Annotated in this window: 19 protein-coding genes; 5 read left to right on the top strand and 14 right to left on the bottom strand. The window is 44.5% G+C overall.

All coding sequences use genetic code 11. The features are described from left to right. Positions 1-8: 8 nt before the first annotated feature. Complete coding sequence (locus ACE1TF_RS10610; protein ID WP_375016585.1) at positions 9-1,751, bottom strand: adenine deaminase C-terminal domain-containing protein; 1,743 nt, start codon at positions 1,749-1,751, stop codon at positions 9-11. Between the two features lie 319 nt (positions 1,752-2,070). On the opposite strand from ACE1TF_RS10610, the gene ACE1TF_RS10605 reads away from it, so the two are divergent. Both ACE1TF_RS10605 and ACE1TF_RS10600 read left to right on the top strand, forming a co-directional pair. Continuing rightward, positions 2,071-3,465, top strand: coding sequence for a hypothetical protein (locus tag ACE1TF_RS10605; RefSeq protein WP_375016583.1), 1,395 nt, complete (start codon positions 2,071-2,073; stop codon positions 3,463-3,465). Between the two features lie 137 nt (positions 3,466-3,602). Continuing rightward, positions 3,603-4,544, top strand: a complete 942-nt coding sequence (locus ACE1TF_RS10600) for an aldo/keto reductase family protein (RefSeq protein ID WP_375016581.1) — start codon at positions 3,603-3,605, stop codon at positions 4,542-4,544. Between the two features lie 71 nt (positions 4,545-4,615). Here the strand turns inward: ACE1TF_RS10600 and ACE1TF_RS10595 are convergent, their stop codons facing one another. Next, the gene (locus ACE1TF_RS10595; protein ID WP_152549006.1) at positions 4,616-5,260 is read right to left on the bottom strand and encodes a GntR family transcriptional regulator; all 645 of its coding nucleotides are present in this window, start codon (positions 5,258-5,260) and stop codon (positions 4,616-4,618) included. 162 nt (positions 5,261-5,422) lie between these two features. Here ACE1TF_RS10595 and ACE1TF_RS10590 point away from each other — a divergent pair, with 162 nt between their 5' ends. Genes ACE1TF_RS10590 through ACE1TF_RS10580 form a run of 3 tightly spaced genes read left to right on the top strand, consistent with a single transcriptional unit; the run spans position 5,423 to position 8,413 of the window. Next, a complete protein-coding gene (locus tag ACE1TF_RS10590; protein ID WP_375016579.1) occupies positions 5,423-6,625 on the top strand; it encodes a CaiB/BaiF CoA transferase family protein in 1,203 nt (400 codons plus the stop codon). A gap of 28 nt (positions 6,626-6,653) precedes the next feature. After that, complete coding sequence (locus ACE1TF_RS10585) at positions 6,654-6,905, top strand: hypothetical protein (RefSeq protein ID WP_375016577.1); 252 nt, start codon at positions 6,654-6,656, stop codon at positions 6,903-6,905. Beyond that, positions 6,902-8,413: a sodium:solute symporter family protein gene (locus ACE1TF_RS10580; protein ID WP_375016575.1), complete on the top strand. Its 1,512-nt coding sequence runs from the start codon at positions 6,902-6,904 to the stop codon at positions 8,411-8,413. Before ACE1TF_RS10585 ends, ACE1TF_RS10580 begins: the two co-directional genes overlap by 4 nt. 40 nt (positions 8,414-8,453) lie before the next feature. Here ACE1TF_RS10580 and ACE1TF_RS10575 read toward each other — a convergent pair whose 3' ends face one another. From ACE1TF_RS10575 to ACE1TF_RS10520, 12 genes are all read right to left on the bottom strand, one after another. Next, the gene (locus tag ACE1TF_RS10575; protein ID WP_375016573.1) at positions 8,454-9,212 is read right to left on the bottom strand and encodes an ABC transporter permease subunit; all 759 of its coding nucleotides are present in this window, start codon (positions 9,210-9,212) and stop codon (positions 8,454-8,456) included. Beyond that, positions 9,209-10,102: an ABC transporter ATP-binding protein gene (locus ACE1TF_RS10570; RefSeq protein WP_375016571.1), complete on the bottom strand. Its 894-nt coding sequence runs from the start codon at positions 10,100-10,102 to the stop codon at positions 9,209-9,211. The genes ACE1TF_RS10575 and ACE1TF_RS10570 overlap by 4 nt, the downstream gene beginning before the upstream one ends. Beyond that, on the bottom strand, positions 10,099-10,299 hold the full coding sequence (locus ACE1TF_RS10565) for a PLD nuclease N-terminal domain-containing protein (protein WP_375016569.1): 201 nt from the start codon (positions 10,297-10,299) through the stop codon (positions 10,099-10,101). Before ACE1TF_RS10565 ends, ACE1TF_RS10570 begins: the two co-directional genes overlap by 4 nt. Next, positions 10,292-10,516 carry a transcriptional regulator gene (locus ACE1TF_RS10560; protein ID WP_375016567.1) on the bottom strand — a complete coding sequence of 75 codons (225 nt, stop codon included), beginning with the start codon at positions 10,514-10,516 and terminating at the stop codon, positions 10,292-10,294. Before ACE1TF_RS10560 ends, ACE1TF_RS10565 begins: the two co-directional genes overlap by 8 nt. Further along, entirely contained in the window at positions 10,506-10,787 is a 282-nt protein-coding gene (locus tag ACE1TF_RS10555; RefSeq protein ID WP_375016565.1) for a YxlC family protein, read from the bottom strand. Before ACE1TF_RS10555 ends, ACE1TF_RS10560 begins: the two co-directional genes overlap by 11 nt. Then, on the bottom strand, positions 10,780-11,286 hold the full coding sequence (locus tag ACE1TF_RS10550) for a sigma-70 family RNA polymerase sigma factor (RefSeq protein ID WP_375016563.1): 507 nt from the start codon (positions 11,284-11,286) through the stop codon (positions 10,780-10,782). The genes ACE1TF_RS10555 and ACE1TF_RS10550 overlap by 8 nt, the downstream gene beginning before the upstream one ends. A 130-nt stretch (positions 11,287-11,416) precedes the next feature. After that, a complete protein-coding gene (locus ACE1TF_RS10545; protein WP_042400000.1) occupies positions 11,417-11,650 on the bottom strand; it encodes a ferredoxin family protein in 234 nt (77 codons plus the stop codon). Then, positions 11,607-12,680, bottom strand: coding sequence for an amidohydrolase family protein (locus ACE1TF_RS10540; RefSeq protein WP_375016561.1), 1,074 nt, complete (start codon positions 12,678-12,680; stop codon positions 11,607-11,609). The genes ACE1TF_RS10545 and ACE1TF_RS10540 overlap by 44 nt, the downstream gene beginning before the upstream one ends. Position 12,681: 1 nt before the next feature. Then, positions 12,682-13,692, bottom strand: a complete 1,011-nt coding sequence (locus tag ACE1TF_RS10535) for a VOC family protein (RefSeq protein ID WP_052363715.1) — start codon at positions 13,690-13,692, stop codon at positions 12,682-12,684. 19 nt (positions 13,693-13,711) lie between these two features. Then, positions 13,712-14,665 (bottom strand): NAD(P)/FAD-dependent oxidoreductase, encoded by a 954-nt coding sequence (locus ACE1TF_RS10530; protein WP_375016898.1) that lies wholly within the window; start codon positions 14,663-14,665, stop codon positions 13,712-13,714. A 131-nt stretch (positions 14,666-14,796) separates the two neighbouring features. Next, positions 14,797-15,288 carry an aromatic-ring-hydroxylating dioxygenase subunit beta gene (locus ACE1TF_RS10525; RefSeq protein WP_375016559.1) on the bottom strand — a complete coding sequence of 164 codons (492 nt, stop codon included), beginning with the start codon at positions 15,286-15,288 and terminating at the stop codon, positions 14,797-14,799. After that, positions 15,285-16,562, bottom strand: a complete 1,278-nt coding sequence (locus tag ACE1TF_RS10520; RefSeq protein WP_375016556.1) for an aromatic ring-hydroxylating oxygenase subunit alpha — start codon at positions 16,560-16,562, stop codon at positions 15,285-15,287. Before ACE1TF_RS10520 ends, ACE1TF_RS10525 begins: the two co-directional genes overlap by 4 nt. Positions 16,563-16,587 lie beyond the last annotated feature (25 nt).

Below are 16,587 nucleotides of genomic sequence, written 5' to 3'. Positions count from 1 at the left end.
TTACTATTTTAACGCATTATCGTTGGAAAAAGCACGCTTTTCTTATGCACATCGTAAATTCCTTTAGACGTCATTCTAACATATGGCAAGTGCGTTGATGAGAAAAAGAAAATGCTATATAACGGATCGTCAAACGAATATCCCGCTTCTTTCATCACGTTTTCGAACGCTCGATGTTCCTCAATCAGTGTTTCCATCGGTTGGTCAGACATGACACCGTAGTAAGGGAATTTCCAGTTACAAACATTTTGTTCGCTTTGCACAATGGAGATGCCGCCGCCTTGTTCCTTTAATTGCTCGAAAGCTTGTTTCATGGCTGACTTCTTCTTACCAATCAAAACGACATCACCTGTAATGGAGTATGAAGTTGCCAATCCATCTAAATTCGAAGCAAACCCTTTAATGATTGTATTCATGCGCCATTTGCCTTCTTTGTCAAACATCGCAAAAAAGCATTCATCATGATCAGGGCTTAATTCATCAACAGCTCCATCGACATCAATATGGTAAGGCTTCAATAGTACAGAGTTTACTAGGTGAATGCCCATCGGCATCGAAAAGTGCAAATCATCGTCTTTAAGATCCCAGTTCAGCGGCTTCCACGGCTTCGTGTAATCGTTCCAAGGAAATGGCTCGTTCGTATACACAAGCTCTTTATCTCGTACGATCCATTCCCCTTTTGCCAATACACTCACAGGTGCTGGATTCGTAACATCTTCTAGGAAATTAAGGTGAGCCAACCGGCCAGGCGCAATCATTCCGTGGTGAGCATCAATGCCATAGTGTCTGGCAACATTGTAAGAGGCCATTTCGTAAGCGGCTATCGGGTCAATGCCACCTTCAATCGCAATTCGGAGCAATTGATCCATGACACCTGGCTCATAAAAGCTCGGATTTCCTCCATCCGTCGTCATTAAGAAACGGTTAAAGTTCGTAATTCCCGCATCCACGATTTCTTTAACGAGCAGCGGCAAATCCGGTCGCAATGAGGAATGACGTAACGTCGTCGTATAACCTGCGTCTAGTCGCTTCAACACTTCTTCACCAGAAATGGCCTCGTGGTCGCTCGTGACACCTAAAATGGCTAACTGTGCCAACGTACGTTCAGAAGCACCTGGAAGATGACCTTCAATGCGTTTATTTCTCTTTAACACTTCCTCCATCCAATGCAGAAGTGTATCATCTCCTGAAATAACTTTTGGCCAACCTGTTAACTCGCCTCCTTGAACGACGAGCGGGTGGTTTAACCACTCTTCAAGCGCCTGAGGTGTGAAAACGCTATGCTCATCTTTCGTTTCGGTTTGCGAGTCGATTCGACAGGACCAATAGATCGATGAAGGTCCTTTATTCATTTCCGTAATGAGAGTAAGCGCTTTCTTTTTTTCGAGATTCATCATGAGGATGAGGTTATCGTTGAAGATCGTGCTCGTTCCTCTTTCCAGCGCATAATTCGCAAACGTTTCTGGGTTGTAGCCAATAAACGGATGGGCATGGTGCTCAATATATCCTGGTACAATCCATTGTCCAGAAGCATCTGTCCACTCCGTACCTTCTGTTTTTGTCGGTAAGGCGTCTCCGACGTACACAATGCGGTCAGCGTAAATCCAAATGTTTGCAGTTGTCCATTGTTTACGACCACTGTTTAGAAATGTTGCATTTGTTATCACTTTTGAAGGTGCCCGCTCGCCGCGAACAACACTAATTTGATTTCGTTTTTCACGTTTGTTCCATAGTGAGTGATGAGGGTGCATGTGAATCACCTGCTTTATCAATAATATTCGTGCTTTAACGATACGAATCAGCTGTATCCTTTGTCCCTTTATTCTACCACAGTTTTTAATGCCGATCGGGAAACTCCGTGACAACAATGTAACAATCGAGCCTATTGGCCTCATTATAACGTAAATCCAAGCATAACGGTTGTTTTATGTCAGAATTTATTACAAAGTCCAAATTCATGTGAAATTGGTAGCAATCCATTTAATTTCGTCGATCACCTTTCCGATTTGCACCTTCGTCTAGACCGATGCGTAGAATAGTCTAATCTTGTGCGAAGGAAGGGCGTGTACTATGGAAATCATCTCCTCACATTGGATTTATTTCGCCGGGATTCTCATCATCATCTTGACGATGCTCATGAGAAAGAATGTTGTAGTGCCTGCCATATTAATGACCTTTCTCATTGGCCTCATTTATACAGGCTCTCTCTCCACGGGTTTGCAAACAATCTTTAATGCCAGCCTCGTGGCCGCCGGAGAGCTTTTTAGCATCTTTTTAATTATTGCCATCATGACCGCTCTTCTCCAAGGACTTGAAGTCGTTGGAGCGAATGAGCAAATGATCAAGCCATTTGGGAAGATCATGACGAATGGACATATCTCCTACCTTGTCATTATTCTCGTTACGTATGTGATTAGCTTGTTCTTTTGGCCCACACCAGCTGTCCCCCTCGTGGGCGCGCTACTATTGCCTGTCGCAATTCGAGCCGGCTTACCTCCAATAGCGGGGGCTGCCGCTATTGCCATTGCCGGTCAAGGGATGGCGCTATCAAGTGACTATATTATCCAAATCGCTCCAATGCTTAGTGCAACCGCTGCTGGGGTAAGTGGTCAGGCCGTCGCGGACCGTGCTCTTCTTTTATCCATCATTACAGGGGTCGCCGCGCTTACCATTGCCTATCTCATGATCCGTAAACAGATACAACAAAAAAACGATCGCCACTTAGAAAAATGGATGGAAGGAAAACGAATCGAAAAACGTACAGAAGCCACTCGAAAAGGAAAAGCATTCGCCATCATTGTGCCCGTTACATTCGCCGTCGTCATCTGTTATATGCTCTACACGACGTTTTTTACCGACCTCAGCCTTGAAGGGGGAACGGGTGCTGCGCTCATCGGCGGGGTTGCCTTGTTATTACTCATCGCTGCGAGTGTTTTCTATAAGCCGAGGCAAGTGTTTGAAAATGTGAGTGACTGTATGGTCGATGGGTTTTTATTCGCATTTAAAGCGATGGGACCCGTCATCCCGATTGCCGGCTTTTTCTTTCTCGGTAGTGACGAATTCTCAGCAAGCATACTCGGCACCGAAACGGCACCTGCTTTTCTTTTTGACCTCGTACAATCCGGGCAACACTTAATTCCAGAACACGCCGCTTGGACTGCATTTGGCATTCTCATCATCGGCATGATCACCGGACTTGATGGGTCAGGATTTTCTGGCCTTCCGCTCACAGGCGCTCTGTCCGGCGCTTTAGGTCCCGTTGCTGGAGTCGACCCTGCAACGCTAGCAGCGATTGGTCAAATGGGTGCCATTTGGGTTGGTGGCGGTACGCTCATCGCTTGGTCGTCCCTCGTTGCAGTTGCCGGTATATCAAGAGTGAATGTTCAAACACTTGTACGAATCTGTTTTATCCCTGTCATTACAGGTTTATTATTGAGCACCCTTTTCGCTGTTTTATTCCTTTAAAGAAATGTACGTCCACATTACAGCTTACGTTTCATCAGGAGAGATGAATGTGAGCTGTTTCTTTTTTTATTAAAACACTCTATCCCTTCGTTTGCCGTGTTATGATGAATCAAATTAACGTGAATGGAGGAATTACGATGCAATATCGTCATTTAGGTTCAACCGGAGTTCGAGTGAGTGAAATCAGCTTAGGAAGCTGGCTCACCTATGCCGGTTATGTGGACGACCGCGCAGCTGAACAGACAATTCATACTGCCTATGATCTAGGAATTAACTTTTTTGATACAGCCAATGTGTATATGAAAGGGGAAGCGGAGAAGCTGGTCGGTAATGCCTTGAAATCATATGATCGTTCCTCATATGTACTCGCTACAAAAGTATATGGAGAAATGGGACAAGGAGTAAACGATCGTGGTCTTTCTCGAAAACATATTATCGAGCAGTGCGAAGCAAGCTTAAAGCGATTGGACCATGATTATGTTGACCTTTATTATTGCCATCGCTTTGACTCTTCAACACCTGTCGAGGAATCAATTCGTGCGCTCGACGACCTCGTCCGCCAAGGAAAGGTCTTGTACATCGGCGTAAGTCAGTGGACTCCCGCACAGATGAGTGAAGCCCTACACATCGCTGATCGCAAGCTGCTAGACCGATTCGTCGTTAATCAACCGCTTTATAACATGTTGGATCGATCCATTGAAGACGAAGTCATCCCACTTGGCAAACAGCACGGTTTTGGCCAAGTTGTCTACTCCCCTCTAGCTCAAGGTGTGCTAAGTGGAAAATATAAGCGAGGTTCCGACATTCCAAAAGGTAGTCGGGCAGAAGAAAACTTTACATCCATTCAACGATTCATGGCCGATGAGCAATTAGACACCGTCCAAGAACTACAGACCATTGCTCGTGAACTCGATCTTACTCTTTCACAACTTGCTCTCTCCTGGATTCTTCGCAAAGATAATGTATCCAGTGCGATCATTGGCGCCAGTCGCCCTGACCAAGTTGAAGAAAATGTCCGTGCAAGTGGGGTTGTGCTCGAACAAAACACCTTAGAAAAAATTGACGCATTGCTCGGATAGACCGCATTAAAACATCCTCTATTCTTCCTTCAGCTCAGCTTACATCGCCATTGATGTAAGCTGAATGTTTGCTACCCCTTTTCCCGCTCGAGTTGTTCAAGAACACGATCTCTCCCTTGGTAGATATGTTCATGCATTGCACTTCTTGCTCGCGCACTGTCTTGATCTTTAATCGCAGCGATAATCACTTCATGAAGATGAAACGATTGTTCCAATTCACGCTGTTGAAACCAAAAAAATGAATGAAAGACAAGCGGTAACACGACCACTTTTCTAATCAGGTCCTCCGTATGAGGATCTTGACTTGCACGGATGACCGCCTGATGAAACTGGTGATTCTTCTGTAAAATCGCTTGAATATGTTCGATCTTATTATCCTCTTGCTCTGTAATCGTCGAATAGAATGCTGCATTCGCAGCATACATGTTGTCAAGATCTTCGTCCGTGCGGTGGATGGCACTTAAACTTGCAGCATACCCTTCGAGTAAAGACCGCACATCATAGATTTGGCGAATATCTTTTCTTGAAAACGAACGCGCGACATATCCTCGACGAAGGGGCGTGATTAAGCCATCAAACTCTAGCTGTTTGAGAGCGCTACGAATCGGCGTCCGACTCACTTGAAACTCCTCGGTTAATGCCTCCTCTGTCAAACGATCCCCTGGTTTATACTTACCTGTAATTAATGCTTGTCTCATTTTTTCATATACACTCAACTTCAACACCTCTATGTTCATTGTACAGAAATGTCAAAAAACCACAAAGTGATTATTTTGTATACAATAAAGCGTTTTCATGGTCATTTGTAGAATATATATTGACGTATTGTATACAATGATGCTATTGTTTTTTGTAATATTCGATCAGGGGTGATAATCATGAGCGACACATCAATGCCGCTTAAAGGAATTCAAGTGCTTGAACTCGGGACGTTACTTGCTGGCCCTTTTGCCGGGCGCTTACTTGCTGATTTTGGGGCGGAAGTGATTAAGGTAGAGCCCCCGGATAAACCTGATCCGATGAGGCAATGGGGAAAAGAAAAAGATGGTGTTGGATTATGGTGGCCCGTTCAATCTCGAAATAAGAAGTCAATCACGTTAAACCTTCGCACAAAGGAAGGGCAACAAGTATTCAAGGAATTAGCCGAAAGATCCGATGTGATTATTGAGAATTTTCGATCTGGGACGATGGAAAAATGGGGATTAGGTTACGACACGTTAAAAGAAATCAATCCTGGAATAATCATGATGAGAACGACGGGCTACGGCCAAACGGGCCCGTACAAAGACCGCGCAGGGTTCGGTAGCATTGGCGAGGCTATGGGCGGCATTCGGTATGTAACGGGGTTTGAAGACCGCCCTCCCGCTCGAGTTGGCATCTCTATTGGTGATACCCTTGCAGCATTATTCTCAACGATTGGTTGTTTAACCGCGCTCGTTGAGCGTCAAACATCTGGCCAAGGACAGATCATTGATACAGCTATTTATGAATCGGTATTTTCCGTTATGGAAAGTATGATTCCTGACTATCTCTTAGCTGATTATGTGCGGGAACGTACTGGGAATATCTTACCCGGTGTTGCCCCTTCCAGCATTTATCGTACGAAAGACGACACGTACATTGTTATTGGCGCAAATGCCGATGCGGTGTTTACAAGACTCGCAAAAGCAATGAATCAACCTGAACTTGCCAATCACAAAGACTATGCTTCTCATGTAGCACGGGGACGTAACCAAAAAGAGTTGGATGCTTTAATCGAACGTTGGACGAAAGATCTTGATGCATCGGATGCGCTGCAAATATTAGAAGACCACGGTGTGCCTTCGGGTCTCATTTACAGTGCAGAAGATATTGTGAAAGATCCTCATTATGCCGCACGTGACATGATCGTCACTACGAAACATCCCGTACTCGGAGATTTCCCTATGCCAGGCATCGTGCCGAAACTTAGCCGTACACCAGGCCAAATTCAACATGCGGGTAGTGTCACACCGGGAGAAGCGAACGAAGAAATCTATGAATCACTGTTACACATAACGAAGGAAAAGCTTGCACAACTACAAAAGCAAGGCGTAATCTGATTTCCCATTAAGTGAGGAGGGATTTCCAATGAAAGAACCTATTCAAAAGAAATGGATTTGGGTCGGATTTGTTTTACTCATTGCGTTTAATGCCCCGTGGTATTTACCTGAGGGCATGATTGAACCTTATATTCTTGGTATCCCTTTCTGGGCTCTCATTAGTATCTTGCTTTCTCTCATCTTGTGTGCCTATTTAAGCTGGGTTTGCATCGCGCATTGGAATCTCATTGAAGATGAAGAGGAGAAAGAAGCCGAACGTGAGAGGAGGCAATCATCATGACATTGCAATTTGGCGGTACGGATGCACTCATTATTCTAAGTGCCTATGCTGTATTAATGATTGTCATCGGTTGGCTTGCTGGAAGAGGTAAGAAACTCGGAAAAAGTGTTGGAGACTACTATTTAGCCGGTCGGAACCTTGGGTTTATCACGTTATTCTTCACGCTCTATGCAACACAATACAGCGGCAACACCATCGTTGGCTACGCGCCGACGGCTTACCGAGAAGGATTTTCATGGATTCAATCCGTCCCGTTCATGACTGCGATTATTGGTGTGTACTTAATCTTTGCGCCAAGATTGTACGTCATTGCAAAACGAGCGAAGTTTGTAACACCGACGGATTGGATTAGCTATCGCTTCGAGTCTAAAAAAGTTACGATTGTTGCCATCCTCCTCATGCTTTGGGGCTTAGGAAATTACTTACTTGAACAACTCGTCGCCGTCGGTCATGCGGTTTCCGGTTTAACAGGCGGCGCGATTCCATATGGGTATGCGGTTATTGGTTTTATCCTTGTGATGCTTATCTACGAATGGCTAGGTGGAATGCGCGCGGTTGCGCTTACCGACGTGTTGCAAGGAATCATCTTGCTCGTAGGCATTATCGTTGTCCTCATCGGGGCTATGACATTAGCCGGAGGAAGTTTAGGTAACATTTCTCAATCAATTGCTGCTACAGAACCTCAGAAGATTGGGGTGCCAGACTTGCAAACGAACATAAACTGGATCAGTATGATTTTACTTGCTGGTATCGGCGCTGCCGTGTACCCCCATGCCGTTCAACGAATCTATTCAGCAAGAAGTGAGCGAACATTAAAACGTTCGTTTGCACGCATGGCTTGGATGCCACCGATTACGACTGGCCTCGTACTTGTTGTCGGAATTATTTGTATTGTGTTGTATCCAGGGATGGAGACAGGTGAATCTGAACAAGTCATTGGCGTACTCGCAAATGACATCGCCTCCATGAATGCCTTTTATTATTGGATGATGATCATCTTCTTTGGAGGAATTGTTGGCGCGATCGTCTCGACAGCGGATTCGGTTTTACTTAGCTTCTCGTCGATGGTTTCTCATGACATTTACGGAAAGTACATTAACCCGAACGCTTCAGATGAACGAAAAGTAAAAGTCGGGAAATTCGTAGGCGTCATTGTCGTTTTTTTACTCTTATGGATTGCTTGGAATCCACCAGGGACGTTATACCAAATCTTCGTACTCAAATTTGAATTACTCATTCAAGTTGCACCGTGCTTTTTATTAGGCATCTATTGGAAGCGGTTACGATCGACACCGGTGTTCTGGGGTATGGTCGTCGGAGCGGCCATTGCAGGATTGATGACATTAACAGGGAACAACACTCTTTACGGCATTCATGGGGGTATTGTCGGGCTTGCCGCCAACTTTGCCATCTGTATCATTGGATCACTCCTCATCCCTGTTTCAGATAGCTATCGAACAAAAATTAAAAATAAAACGTCTCTTGAAAACAACGGTGTGAACATGTGATGCGTCTTTCCTTGCGTGTGGGGAACTTCCCCACACGCCTTTACACTAACCAATCTGTTCTCTTCATATATTGCGCTGCCCCGTAAACGAGCATACCCATCGTGATAATCGTTAAGGCGATCGGCATGGTACTACCCTCATGTTCAAACTGAACCGCAAGGTCAACAAGTGTTGCGGGTAACCACAAAACTTGCTGGTGGAATAATGAAGAAATGATTTGCAAAAGAAATATGATGCCTAAAGCAAGGCCCCCAGCTACGATTTGGCTTTTCATCAGTGCACTAAATGTGACAGTAACTGAAACTACGAACATTAACCATAACCAATATGCGAATATTGAAAACAGCAATGCACTCATTGAAAGCGTACCAAACAATTGAATAATGTAAACGAGAGTAACAGCGATTCCAGCAAGGAAACTTACCGTCGTTACCGTGAAAGCCGTCATGTATTTAGCGAGTAGATAAGATGTATAGCTTACGGGTTTAATGAGCAACCAAACCGATTCACCATTCATTCTTTCCCGACTAAGCGTCCCCATAAATGCCAGCACGAGAATGAACGTGCCAATTTGTGAATATTGGCCGAGTGTTTCAGCAAAGACCATCTCGGCAGTTGGTGTTGGAATAACAAACATTGCTCCATCTGGTAAACCTCCGAATTGTTCTAATAAATCGGATAAATAATAACTCGTTAACGGCTGCATGATACCTAAAAGTACAAATAGCAGCGGCAACCAAATGATCCGATAGCTTCTCGTCGTCTCTATCCATTCTTTTCTTAACAACACTCCGATCATCGGTTCACCACCCGATCAAAAAATTCGTCTAACGTAGGACGAGCTTCGTACATTTTTTCTATGACGACTTCTTCATCCAACAAACTTTGAAATAATACTGTTTGTTGCATTTGCCCTCGCACAACGGCTCTTTTCCCGACCGTTTCGATTTGTACATCGGGATGATAAAGACGCATGTAATCTTCCCATCGATCTAGCGGTGATTTTGCTTCAATGACTAAATCACCACTGCTATGGCTCTTAAGCACGGTCTCTAATGAATCATGCAAAGCGATTTCACCCCTATGAATCATAAGAACATCATTTGCAATCTGTTCTGCATCATGAAGAATGTGGGTTGAATATACAATTGTCGTTGACTCGCTCAATTCCACAAGCAATCGTTGCATGTCGCGTCGACCTTCAGGGTCCAAAGCACTCATCGGTTCATCGAGCATTAGCAATCGAGGTAGATGAACGATTGCCTGAGCAACTCCTAGCCTTTGCTTCATGCCCCCGGAAAGTTGGGACACCTTTTTATGAATCGCATCGGCTAATCCAACTTCTTGAAGCGTAATTTCAGCTTTTTGGGTGGCGGCATGCTTTGGCTCGCCAGCAAATTCGGCAGCGAAACCAACGACTTCAATGACGGTCAGCCACTCAGGAAATTTAGGGTATTGAGGCAAAAAGCCAATCACAGACCTTACATCCTGATTTCCACCATATCCTTCGACATGAACGGTACCTGCGGTTGGCGATAAAAGACCGGCCAACACATGGAGCGTCGTCGTTTTTCCTGCACCATTTGCGCCGAGCAAAGCGGTGATTTTGTTTTCAGAAAGAGAAAAATTCAAATTATTGAGGAGGGCCTGGTTTCCAACGGTATAACATACATCATTAACAGCAATCATCGGTCACTAACCGTTCTTCGTTTCCCAAATAAGAAGTACAAGATGGGTCCGATAGTATTCACGAACAAGATAATTAGAAGCCATCCCCATTTTGGCAATGACACGTGCTGTTGGCGATAAAGATCGGTCAAGGCAATTGCTTTTAAGACGAGTTCAATAATAATAAATGGTGCAATGAGTAACATGAAGTCATTCATAATTTTTTCTCCTTTGTCGATATGGAATCCAAATGTTTGTGTACAACAAGTAGACAATGAGCGGCATCGGAAGGCTCAACATCCCCCAAATCCCCCAAAACCAGTACATTCGACCGTTACGCCTTGCATTGACAAATAGATAGGTGCCTTGAGTTAAAAGTGCTATGAATAGGATCGTAAGTAGCCAAATCGGGAGTTCTAATAGATCATGACTCATCGTACGCCCCCTTCCTCCTCGCAACGAGTCCGAGCAATACAGTGAAAATAATGGTCGCTTGTATTGCCAGGAATACATACGGTTGTTTGGTCATCAAAAGGATCGTACCTGATGCAATGAAAAGCGCAATGAGGATAAAAACAGCCAATTCGAAGCGTTTCTTCTTACGAGTTTCACGGACGAGCGCGTGCATTTCAATTGGTGAAGGCTTTTGTTTCGGTTGCACACGGTGCAACTGATCGAGTTGCTCTTTCAATTTATTCTCATCCATTATTTAGCTCCTTTCTCAGACTAGTCATCCCGGTATGCACTCTTGACTTTGCTGTGCCCGAAGGGATTCCAACGATTTTGGCAATCTCATCATATCCGTATCCATAATAATGTTTCAAAATGAGTGGAATCCGCTCTTTCGGTTTGATGTTTTCAAGCGCTGATGTGACTGCTAGCCAATCGGCTGTCGGTTCCTCTCTCATTTCCCATTCCATTTGCTTATCGTTTGTATATCGCTTCCGTCGTTTCTCTTTTCGAAGCTCATCGCGCCAAAGGTTCGTTCCAATTTGGATGAGCCACGTTGAAAACGCAGCTTTCTTTGGATTGAATTGCTTTATTCGCTCAATCGCCTTTATAAACGATTCTTGCGTAAGATCTTCAGCCATTTGTGGGTGAAGGGTGAGCTTTAGAAGATAATGATAGACGAAATCATAATGATCCAGTAACAACTGTGTGAGAGCCAATTCATCGCCTTTTTTCGCTCTTGTTATTTCATCCATCCCACCCCTCCTTTCTTGCTGTTCATAAGTGATACGCTTAGCATCGTCAATTCGTTCATTTTTTTTACAGAAAAAAGAGAAGTAGCTTTACAATCGCTACTTCTCGTCTCTTGTATTGGTTATACGGGCGTTAAACAAAGAACTGCTCGGCTTTCTCGCGCTGTTCTTCTTGACCTTTCGGTAAATCCTCTTCAGCTACAATGGCTTCTACCGGACATGCAGCGACACAAGCACCACAATCAATGCATAGATTCGGGTCAATATAATATTGCTCGTCGCCTTCTTCAATACAATCTACAGGACAAATATCTACGCACTCGCTAGCTTTTTCTTGCTGGCACCCGTCCATAATGATGTATGCCACGCGCGTTCCCTCCAATCTCTTTACCGTTAAACAAGTTCGGATCAAGCCCAAGAAATTTCATTGCGTTTAGACCGAGAATTCCTTCTCTTTGTTCATCTGTAAGATGAGTGACGTCATCTACAACCTTTCCAGAAGGTGCTTCGCGCAATAAAAAAGGATAATCTGAACCGGCAATCAATTGCTCGGGACCTATTCTGTCAATCATAAGCCGTAGATTTTCGTGGTTGTATACTAACGTATCAAAATAGATAGATTGGACATATTCGCTCGGCCTCTTTTCTGACTGACGGATTTCAGGCCAAACATCGTACCCTTGATCTAACCGCGGAAGGAGATACGGCAAGGCCCCACCTCCATGAGCAAAGCACAGTTTTAGATTTGGATAACGATCCAACATGCCACTCATGAGCATGCTACCGGCAGCTGCTGCGGTTTCAGATGGCATGCCGACCATATACATAAGCTTATGACGCATGAGCCGCTCCTTACCAAGCGTCTCCCAAGGGTGAATGAATAAAGGAACATGTTGATCATTTGCAGATCGAAAAAATGAATCTAATGAAGAATCATCCAAGTTTAGGCCGTTTACGTTACTGCCGATTTCTACACCTTTTAGACCTAACTCCGTTGTGAGTCTCTCCATCTCTTTAATCGCAAGCGTTGAATCTTGTAAAGGGACTGTACCAAGTCCGACAAACCGGTGCGGATACTGTTCAACGATGCTCGCAATAAAGTCATTTTGAAACTTTGCCATTTCTAACCCTTTTTGAGGGTCAGCCCAATAACTGAATGTCACAGGGATTGGGGATAATACTTGCACATCAATGCCTTCTCTGTCCATGTCTTCAATGCGTTTATCCGGATCCCACGCTTGATCTGTAAGATCGCGGAAATTATTACCTTTGATCATAATTTTTGCACCACATTGGCAAGTTTTCTCTAATGTCGGCCAGCGATCATCTCCATATTTCTCTCGTAAATCAAGAAACTCTTCTGAAATGATATGCGTGTGAAAATCAACATTAAGCATGTTATTCTCCTAATCCTACACCGTACGTAAAGTAGGTTTTTGGTGGTTTACTTCCCCACATTTCTAGACCCAATTCACCGACTTGTGACGTCCATTGTATCGGCTCCCAATCTGGGGAAAAGATGAGCATTCCCCCAGTCCAAATTTCAACGCGATGGCCCGACGGTTCAAACACATAGATGAATTGGGCACCGCTCGTTCCGTGTTTTCCTGGCCCCCACTCGATCGGAATTCCATTCTCTGCCATGAGGTTCGCTGCACGGATGAGTTCATCAGGAGAATCTAAATAATAAGCAAGATGATGAAACTTCGCACCGTCTTGATTCGCATTGCGCATGAACGCAATTTCATGGGCAATATTCGTACGGCTCAACCACGAACCAAGTCGTGTTTTCTCATCATTCTCAATGTAATAACGATGATGAACACCAAGAAATTCTGTCCACCACTGTTGTTCCTTTTGTACATCGTTTACCATCACATTCACGTGATCAAAACGTCTAGGGGAAACGCCGTGCGCGCGGAACTTACTCGGGTGACTCGGCAGTTTGGACTGCAACTTCGTATCATTTGTCGTAAATCGCTCTTTCTCCCAATACAATTCGATCGGAACACCAGCCGGAGATCTGAAATGAATGGCATCCCCGAGCGCTTTCTTCGACCCACCTGCATGCCACGTAAACTGTACACCCATATCTTTCAATACTCGCTCAAATAGATAAAGGGATTCTTCTGAGCTTACACGCCAACCGACGCGCCTCACTTCTGATGTGTGTGCTTCTTGCAAAACGAGGGTGTGATGATCATAATCTTGCCACGCCCGAAGGTAAGCTCGATTCCCTACCGTCTCCGTCACTTCCAACCCCATAATATCTGTGAAAAACGCCAACGATTTCTCATAATCACTAACGGTAATTTCAACATGTCCGAGGTGAGCGACTGTACGCAAATACGTTTCCAACCGCTCTGTTGCTGTATCTTTATTAATGATGTCTTCATACACTTTCGCCATAACTATTCCTCCGTTACCTTTAAGTTAATTGCTTTTCTTTCTTACTCATAATGGTTGTACTATGAGGAGCGTGCAATGACCGGCTTGGATCAATAAAGATTTTCGCATGACAGACAGCAATCGGTGCTTCACCAAAACCTGTCGCCATCAACTTCACTTTCCCTCGATACATCGCCACATCACCAACGGCATAAATTCCTGGAATGCTCGTTTCCCCGAGTTCGTTAACGACGATGGAATTCTTCTCAATTTCTAGACCCCAGTCATTAATCGGTCCCAAGTTCGAAATAAAGCCATAATTGACGATATAATCATCTGCCTCAATCGTTCGTTCCATATCTCCTTTTACTTGCTGTACGATTACCGCTTCGATTTGTTCTTTGCCGATGAGTTGTACAGGGTGAAAAGGAGTTTGTATCTTTACTGATGACGCCTTTAGTTGCTCAACCGTGTAGTCATGCGCACGAAATTCGTCTCTCCGATGGACAATGGTGACATTTGAAGCGACATCTTCAAGCATGAGTGCCCAATCGACCGCAGAATCTCCACCACCAAAAACAACGACATCTTTATTTTTAAAATCATTCAGTTGCTTAATTTCATAATGAAGGTTTTTGCCTTTGAATAGATCTTCGTTGTCGAGTTTCATCGTTCTTGGCTTAAATGCTCCATTTCCAGCAGTAATGATGATCGTCTTGGAGTAGTGCGTTTGTTGGTTCGTCTTAATGACGAATAGACCCTCTTCTTTTGTCACTTCCAACACTTCTTCTCCTAAGCAAACATGATGATCAAAGTGATCCATTTGTTCCTTCAAACCTTGAACGAGCTCGCCCGCACGTACTTTCGGGAATCCAGCGACATCATACACGTATTTTTCTGGATACAATGCTGCCAGTTGCCCACCGAGTTCAGGCAAGCTTTCAATCACCTTCACACTCGCTTGGCGCATGCCCGCATAAAATGCTGTAAACATTCCGACCGGTCCTCCGCCTACAATCGTGATGTCAAAAACTTCTTCATGCACCGTCGTTCACTTCCTTTCTTCGGCACGTCGAGTAGCCGAGAGCGGGGCTCTCGCCCCACTACATCGTGTTAGAGAATTCTCTACAAGATCAAACTAATCTTCCCGTGGGGGCGTAAACTATCCAGGTAAAGAATGACTTTTTTGTTTTGAATTCGGATGCCTTCCTTCGTTTGTACTAGATCAAAATACGCCCGGCCGATAAACGTATCCAACATTTCTCTCTTCGTACGGTGAGTTGTAAAATTACAAGCAACTTTAATGATCGAAGGATCGCTTTCATCGTCGATGAGTATGTTGTGATAGTTTCGGATCGTCGTCGAATGGGGGTATTCCACATGAGCTTCTTTTTTCAATAACCGTTCTGCACGTTCTTGTAGTCGTGATCTGCTGTCATGCACATAAAATAGCGACGAGAGTGGGCTTGCGTCTGGTTCACCAATGGGCGGGATGAGGTACGTCGCATCCTCGGTAAACAAATCAGCCCATGCCAACAAATTCCACTCATCCAATAGCCGTGCTTCTTGAAATAAGAAGTCGATGATACCTTGTCGTGTTACACTCGTAACCGTCATCTGTATACAGCCTCCTTCTCAAGCGACGATTGAATGACCTTCTTATATTGACGCCAAAAACTTCTCATCTGCAATTCATCAGTTGCGAGCGTGTTCTCTTCACCACGCACCATTCCTTTTGAAATATCGTTCCACTGCACTTCGTAATTGTTTGTATACGCTTCTTGGCATAATTCTAATGCTTCATTATCATCTGGTGTGGCAAATCCCCCTGGCCCTAAAAATTCTAAGAAGTTATTGTTGCGGGCTAAGCGGTGCGCTTCGTCTTCTCCGACAGGAGCCATTGAATAGCCTGAAACTTCAATGTAACCAGGAGACGTTGGATAAAATGTGCGGGCAGTAATGGCCATGATGTCGTTAATGACTAAATTCGGAAAGATAATGATGTTTCGGTTGTAATTCGCGATGCGGTCTGCCCGCTCTTCCCCAAACCGCTCAACCAATCGCTCTTTCATCTTCTCCATGTCATGTTTCAGCTCTTCACTCCAAATCGCCGTCCATTGCGCAACTGGCCGTCCCCAAGGTGCAACATATTCCATAACGGCGTGTCCGTTGCCAAGGTCCTTTCCTTGCCCTTCTAGTTTTACTTTTTTAATCTCAGGGTCTTGCGCTTGTTTAATATCAAAATACGTTTTATGCGTTGGCATTCCATGATACAAATCCACACTGTTCTCAGCGAGTAATTTCCAATTTGCACGAACACTATATTGTTGAACACCACCGAGCGCCTCAAGTCCTTGTTCGGCTTGGTCAACAGCAAGGTCAATATACTCTTTCGCACCCGCCAAGTATTCATCTAACGTACATGCATCATCATCAAAGTTCACGAACACAAACCCTCGATAACTCTCAACGCGATTCACGGCTTTCATATCTTTCGTGCCCTCATCATTAAAATCATCTGGAAACCCATCTTTGCCTGGCATTCCTGCTAACTTACCGTCATTGGTGAAGCTCCACGCATGGTAGAAGCACCGAAACACCCGAGAATTCCCTTCATCCTCACGACAAACGAGTGCACCACGGTGTGGACATGTATTGTACAAAACGCGTAACTCTTCGTCTTGACTTCTTACGAAAAGCAAATTTCTGCCGCCAACTTTCTTACGCTTGTAATCTCCCTTGTTAGCAACTTCGGTTTCATGGCCGATAAACAGCCAACACTTGCTAAAGATCTCTTTGCGCTCGTGTGCCAGAATCTCCTTATCAGTAAACACACTCCGGTGAACAAGGAACTCATTTTTATCAATGTTATCTCGAACAATCTCTCTCATGATTTATTCCTCCTCTAGATTCGAT

Origin of the sequence: Geomicrobium sp. JSM 1781026 (assembly GCF_041949955.1) — a bacterium.
Classification (GTDB): Bacteria; Bacillota; Bacilli; order Bacillales; family Marinococcaceae; genus Geomicrobium_A.
This window is presented reverse-complemented; position numbering and strand designations above follow the sequence as displayed.

Excerpts from the sequence above, each read along its gene's own strand:
- ACE1TF_RS10605 (WP_375016583.1), top strand. The coding sequence starts at position 2,071 with ATGGAAATCATCTCCTCACATTGGATTTATTTCGCCGGGATTCTCATC.
- ACE1TF_RS10590 (WP_375016579.1), top strand. The coding sequence starts at position 5,423 with ATGAGCGACACATCAATGCCGCTTAAAGGAATTCAAGTGCTTGAACTC.
- ACE1TF_RS10555 (WP_375016565.1), bottom strand. The coding sequence starts at position 10,787 with ATGGATGAGAATAAATTGAAAGAGCAACTCGATCAGTTGCACCGTGTG.
- ACE1TF_RS10580 (WP_375016575.1), top strand. The coding sequence starts at position 6,902 with ATGACATTGCAATTTGGCGGTACGGATGCACTCATTATTCTAAGTGCC.
- ACE1TF_RS10540 (WP_375016561.1), bottom strand. The coding sequence starts at position 12,680 with ATGCTTAATGTTGATTTTCACACGCATATCATTTCAGAAGAGTTTCTT.
- ACE1TF_RS10570 (WP_375016571.1), bottom strand. The coding sequence starts at position 10,102 with ATGATTGCTGTTAATGATGTATGTTATACCGTTGGAAACCAGGCCCTC.
- ACE1TF_RS10530 (WP_375016898.1), bottom strand. The coding sequence starts at position 14,665 with ATGTTTACAGCATTTTATGCGGGCATGCGCCAAGCGAGTGTGAAGGTG.
- ACE1TF_RS10585 (WP_375016577.1), top strand. The coding sequence starts at position 6,654 with ATGAAAGAACCTATTCAAAAGAAATGGATTTGGGTCGGATTTGTTTTA.
- ACE1TF_RS10565 (WP_375016569.1), bottom strand. The coding sequence starts at position 10,299 with ATGAATGACTTCATGTTACTCATTGCACCATTTATTATTATTGAACTC.
- ACE1TF_RS10610 (WP_375016585.1), bottom strand. The coding sequence starts at position 1,751 with ATGCACCCTCATCACTCACTATGGAACAAACGTGAAAAACGAAATCAA.
- ACE1TF_RS10550 (WP_375016563.1), bottom strand. The coding sequence starts at position 11,286 with ATGGATGAAATAACAAGAGCGAAAAAAGGCGATGAATTGGCTCTCACA.
- ACE1TF_RS10525 (WP_375016559.1), bottom strand. The coding sequence starts at position 15,288 with ATGACGGTTACGAGTGTAACACGACAAGGTATCATCGACTTCTTATTT.
- ACE1TF_RS10575 (WP_375016573.1), bottom strand. The coding sequence starts at position 9,212 with ATGATCGGAGTGTTGTTAAGAAAAGAATGGATAGAGACGACGAGAAGC.
- ACE1TF_RS10600 (WP_375016581.1), top strand. The coding sequence starts at position 3,603 with ATGCAATATCGTCATTTAGGTTCAACCGGAGTTCGAGTGAGTGAAATC.
- ACE1TF_RS10560 (WP_375016567.1), bottom strand. The coding sequence starts at position 10,516 with ATGAGTCATGATCTATTAGAACTCCCGATTTGGCTACTTACGATCCTA.
- ACE1TF_RS10535 (WP_052363715.1), bottom strand. The coding sequence starts at position 13,692 with ATGGCGAAAGTGTATGAAGACATCATTAATAAAGATACAGCAACAGAG.
- ACE1TF_RS10520 (WP_375016556.1), bottom strand. The coding sequence starts at position 16,562 with ATGAGAGAGATTGTTCGAGATAACATTGATAAAAATGAGTTCCTTGTT.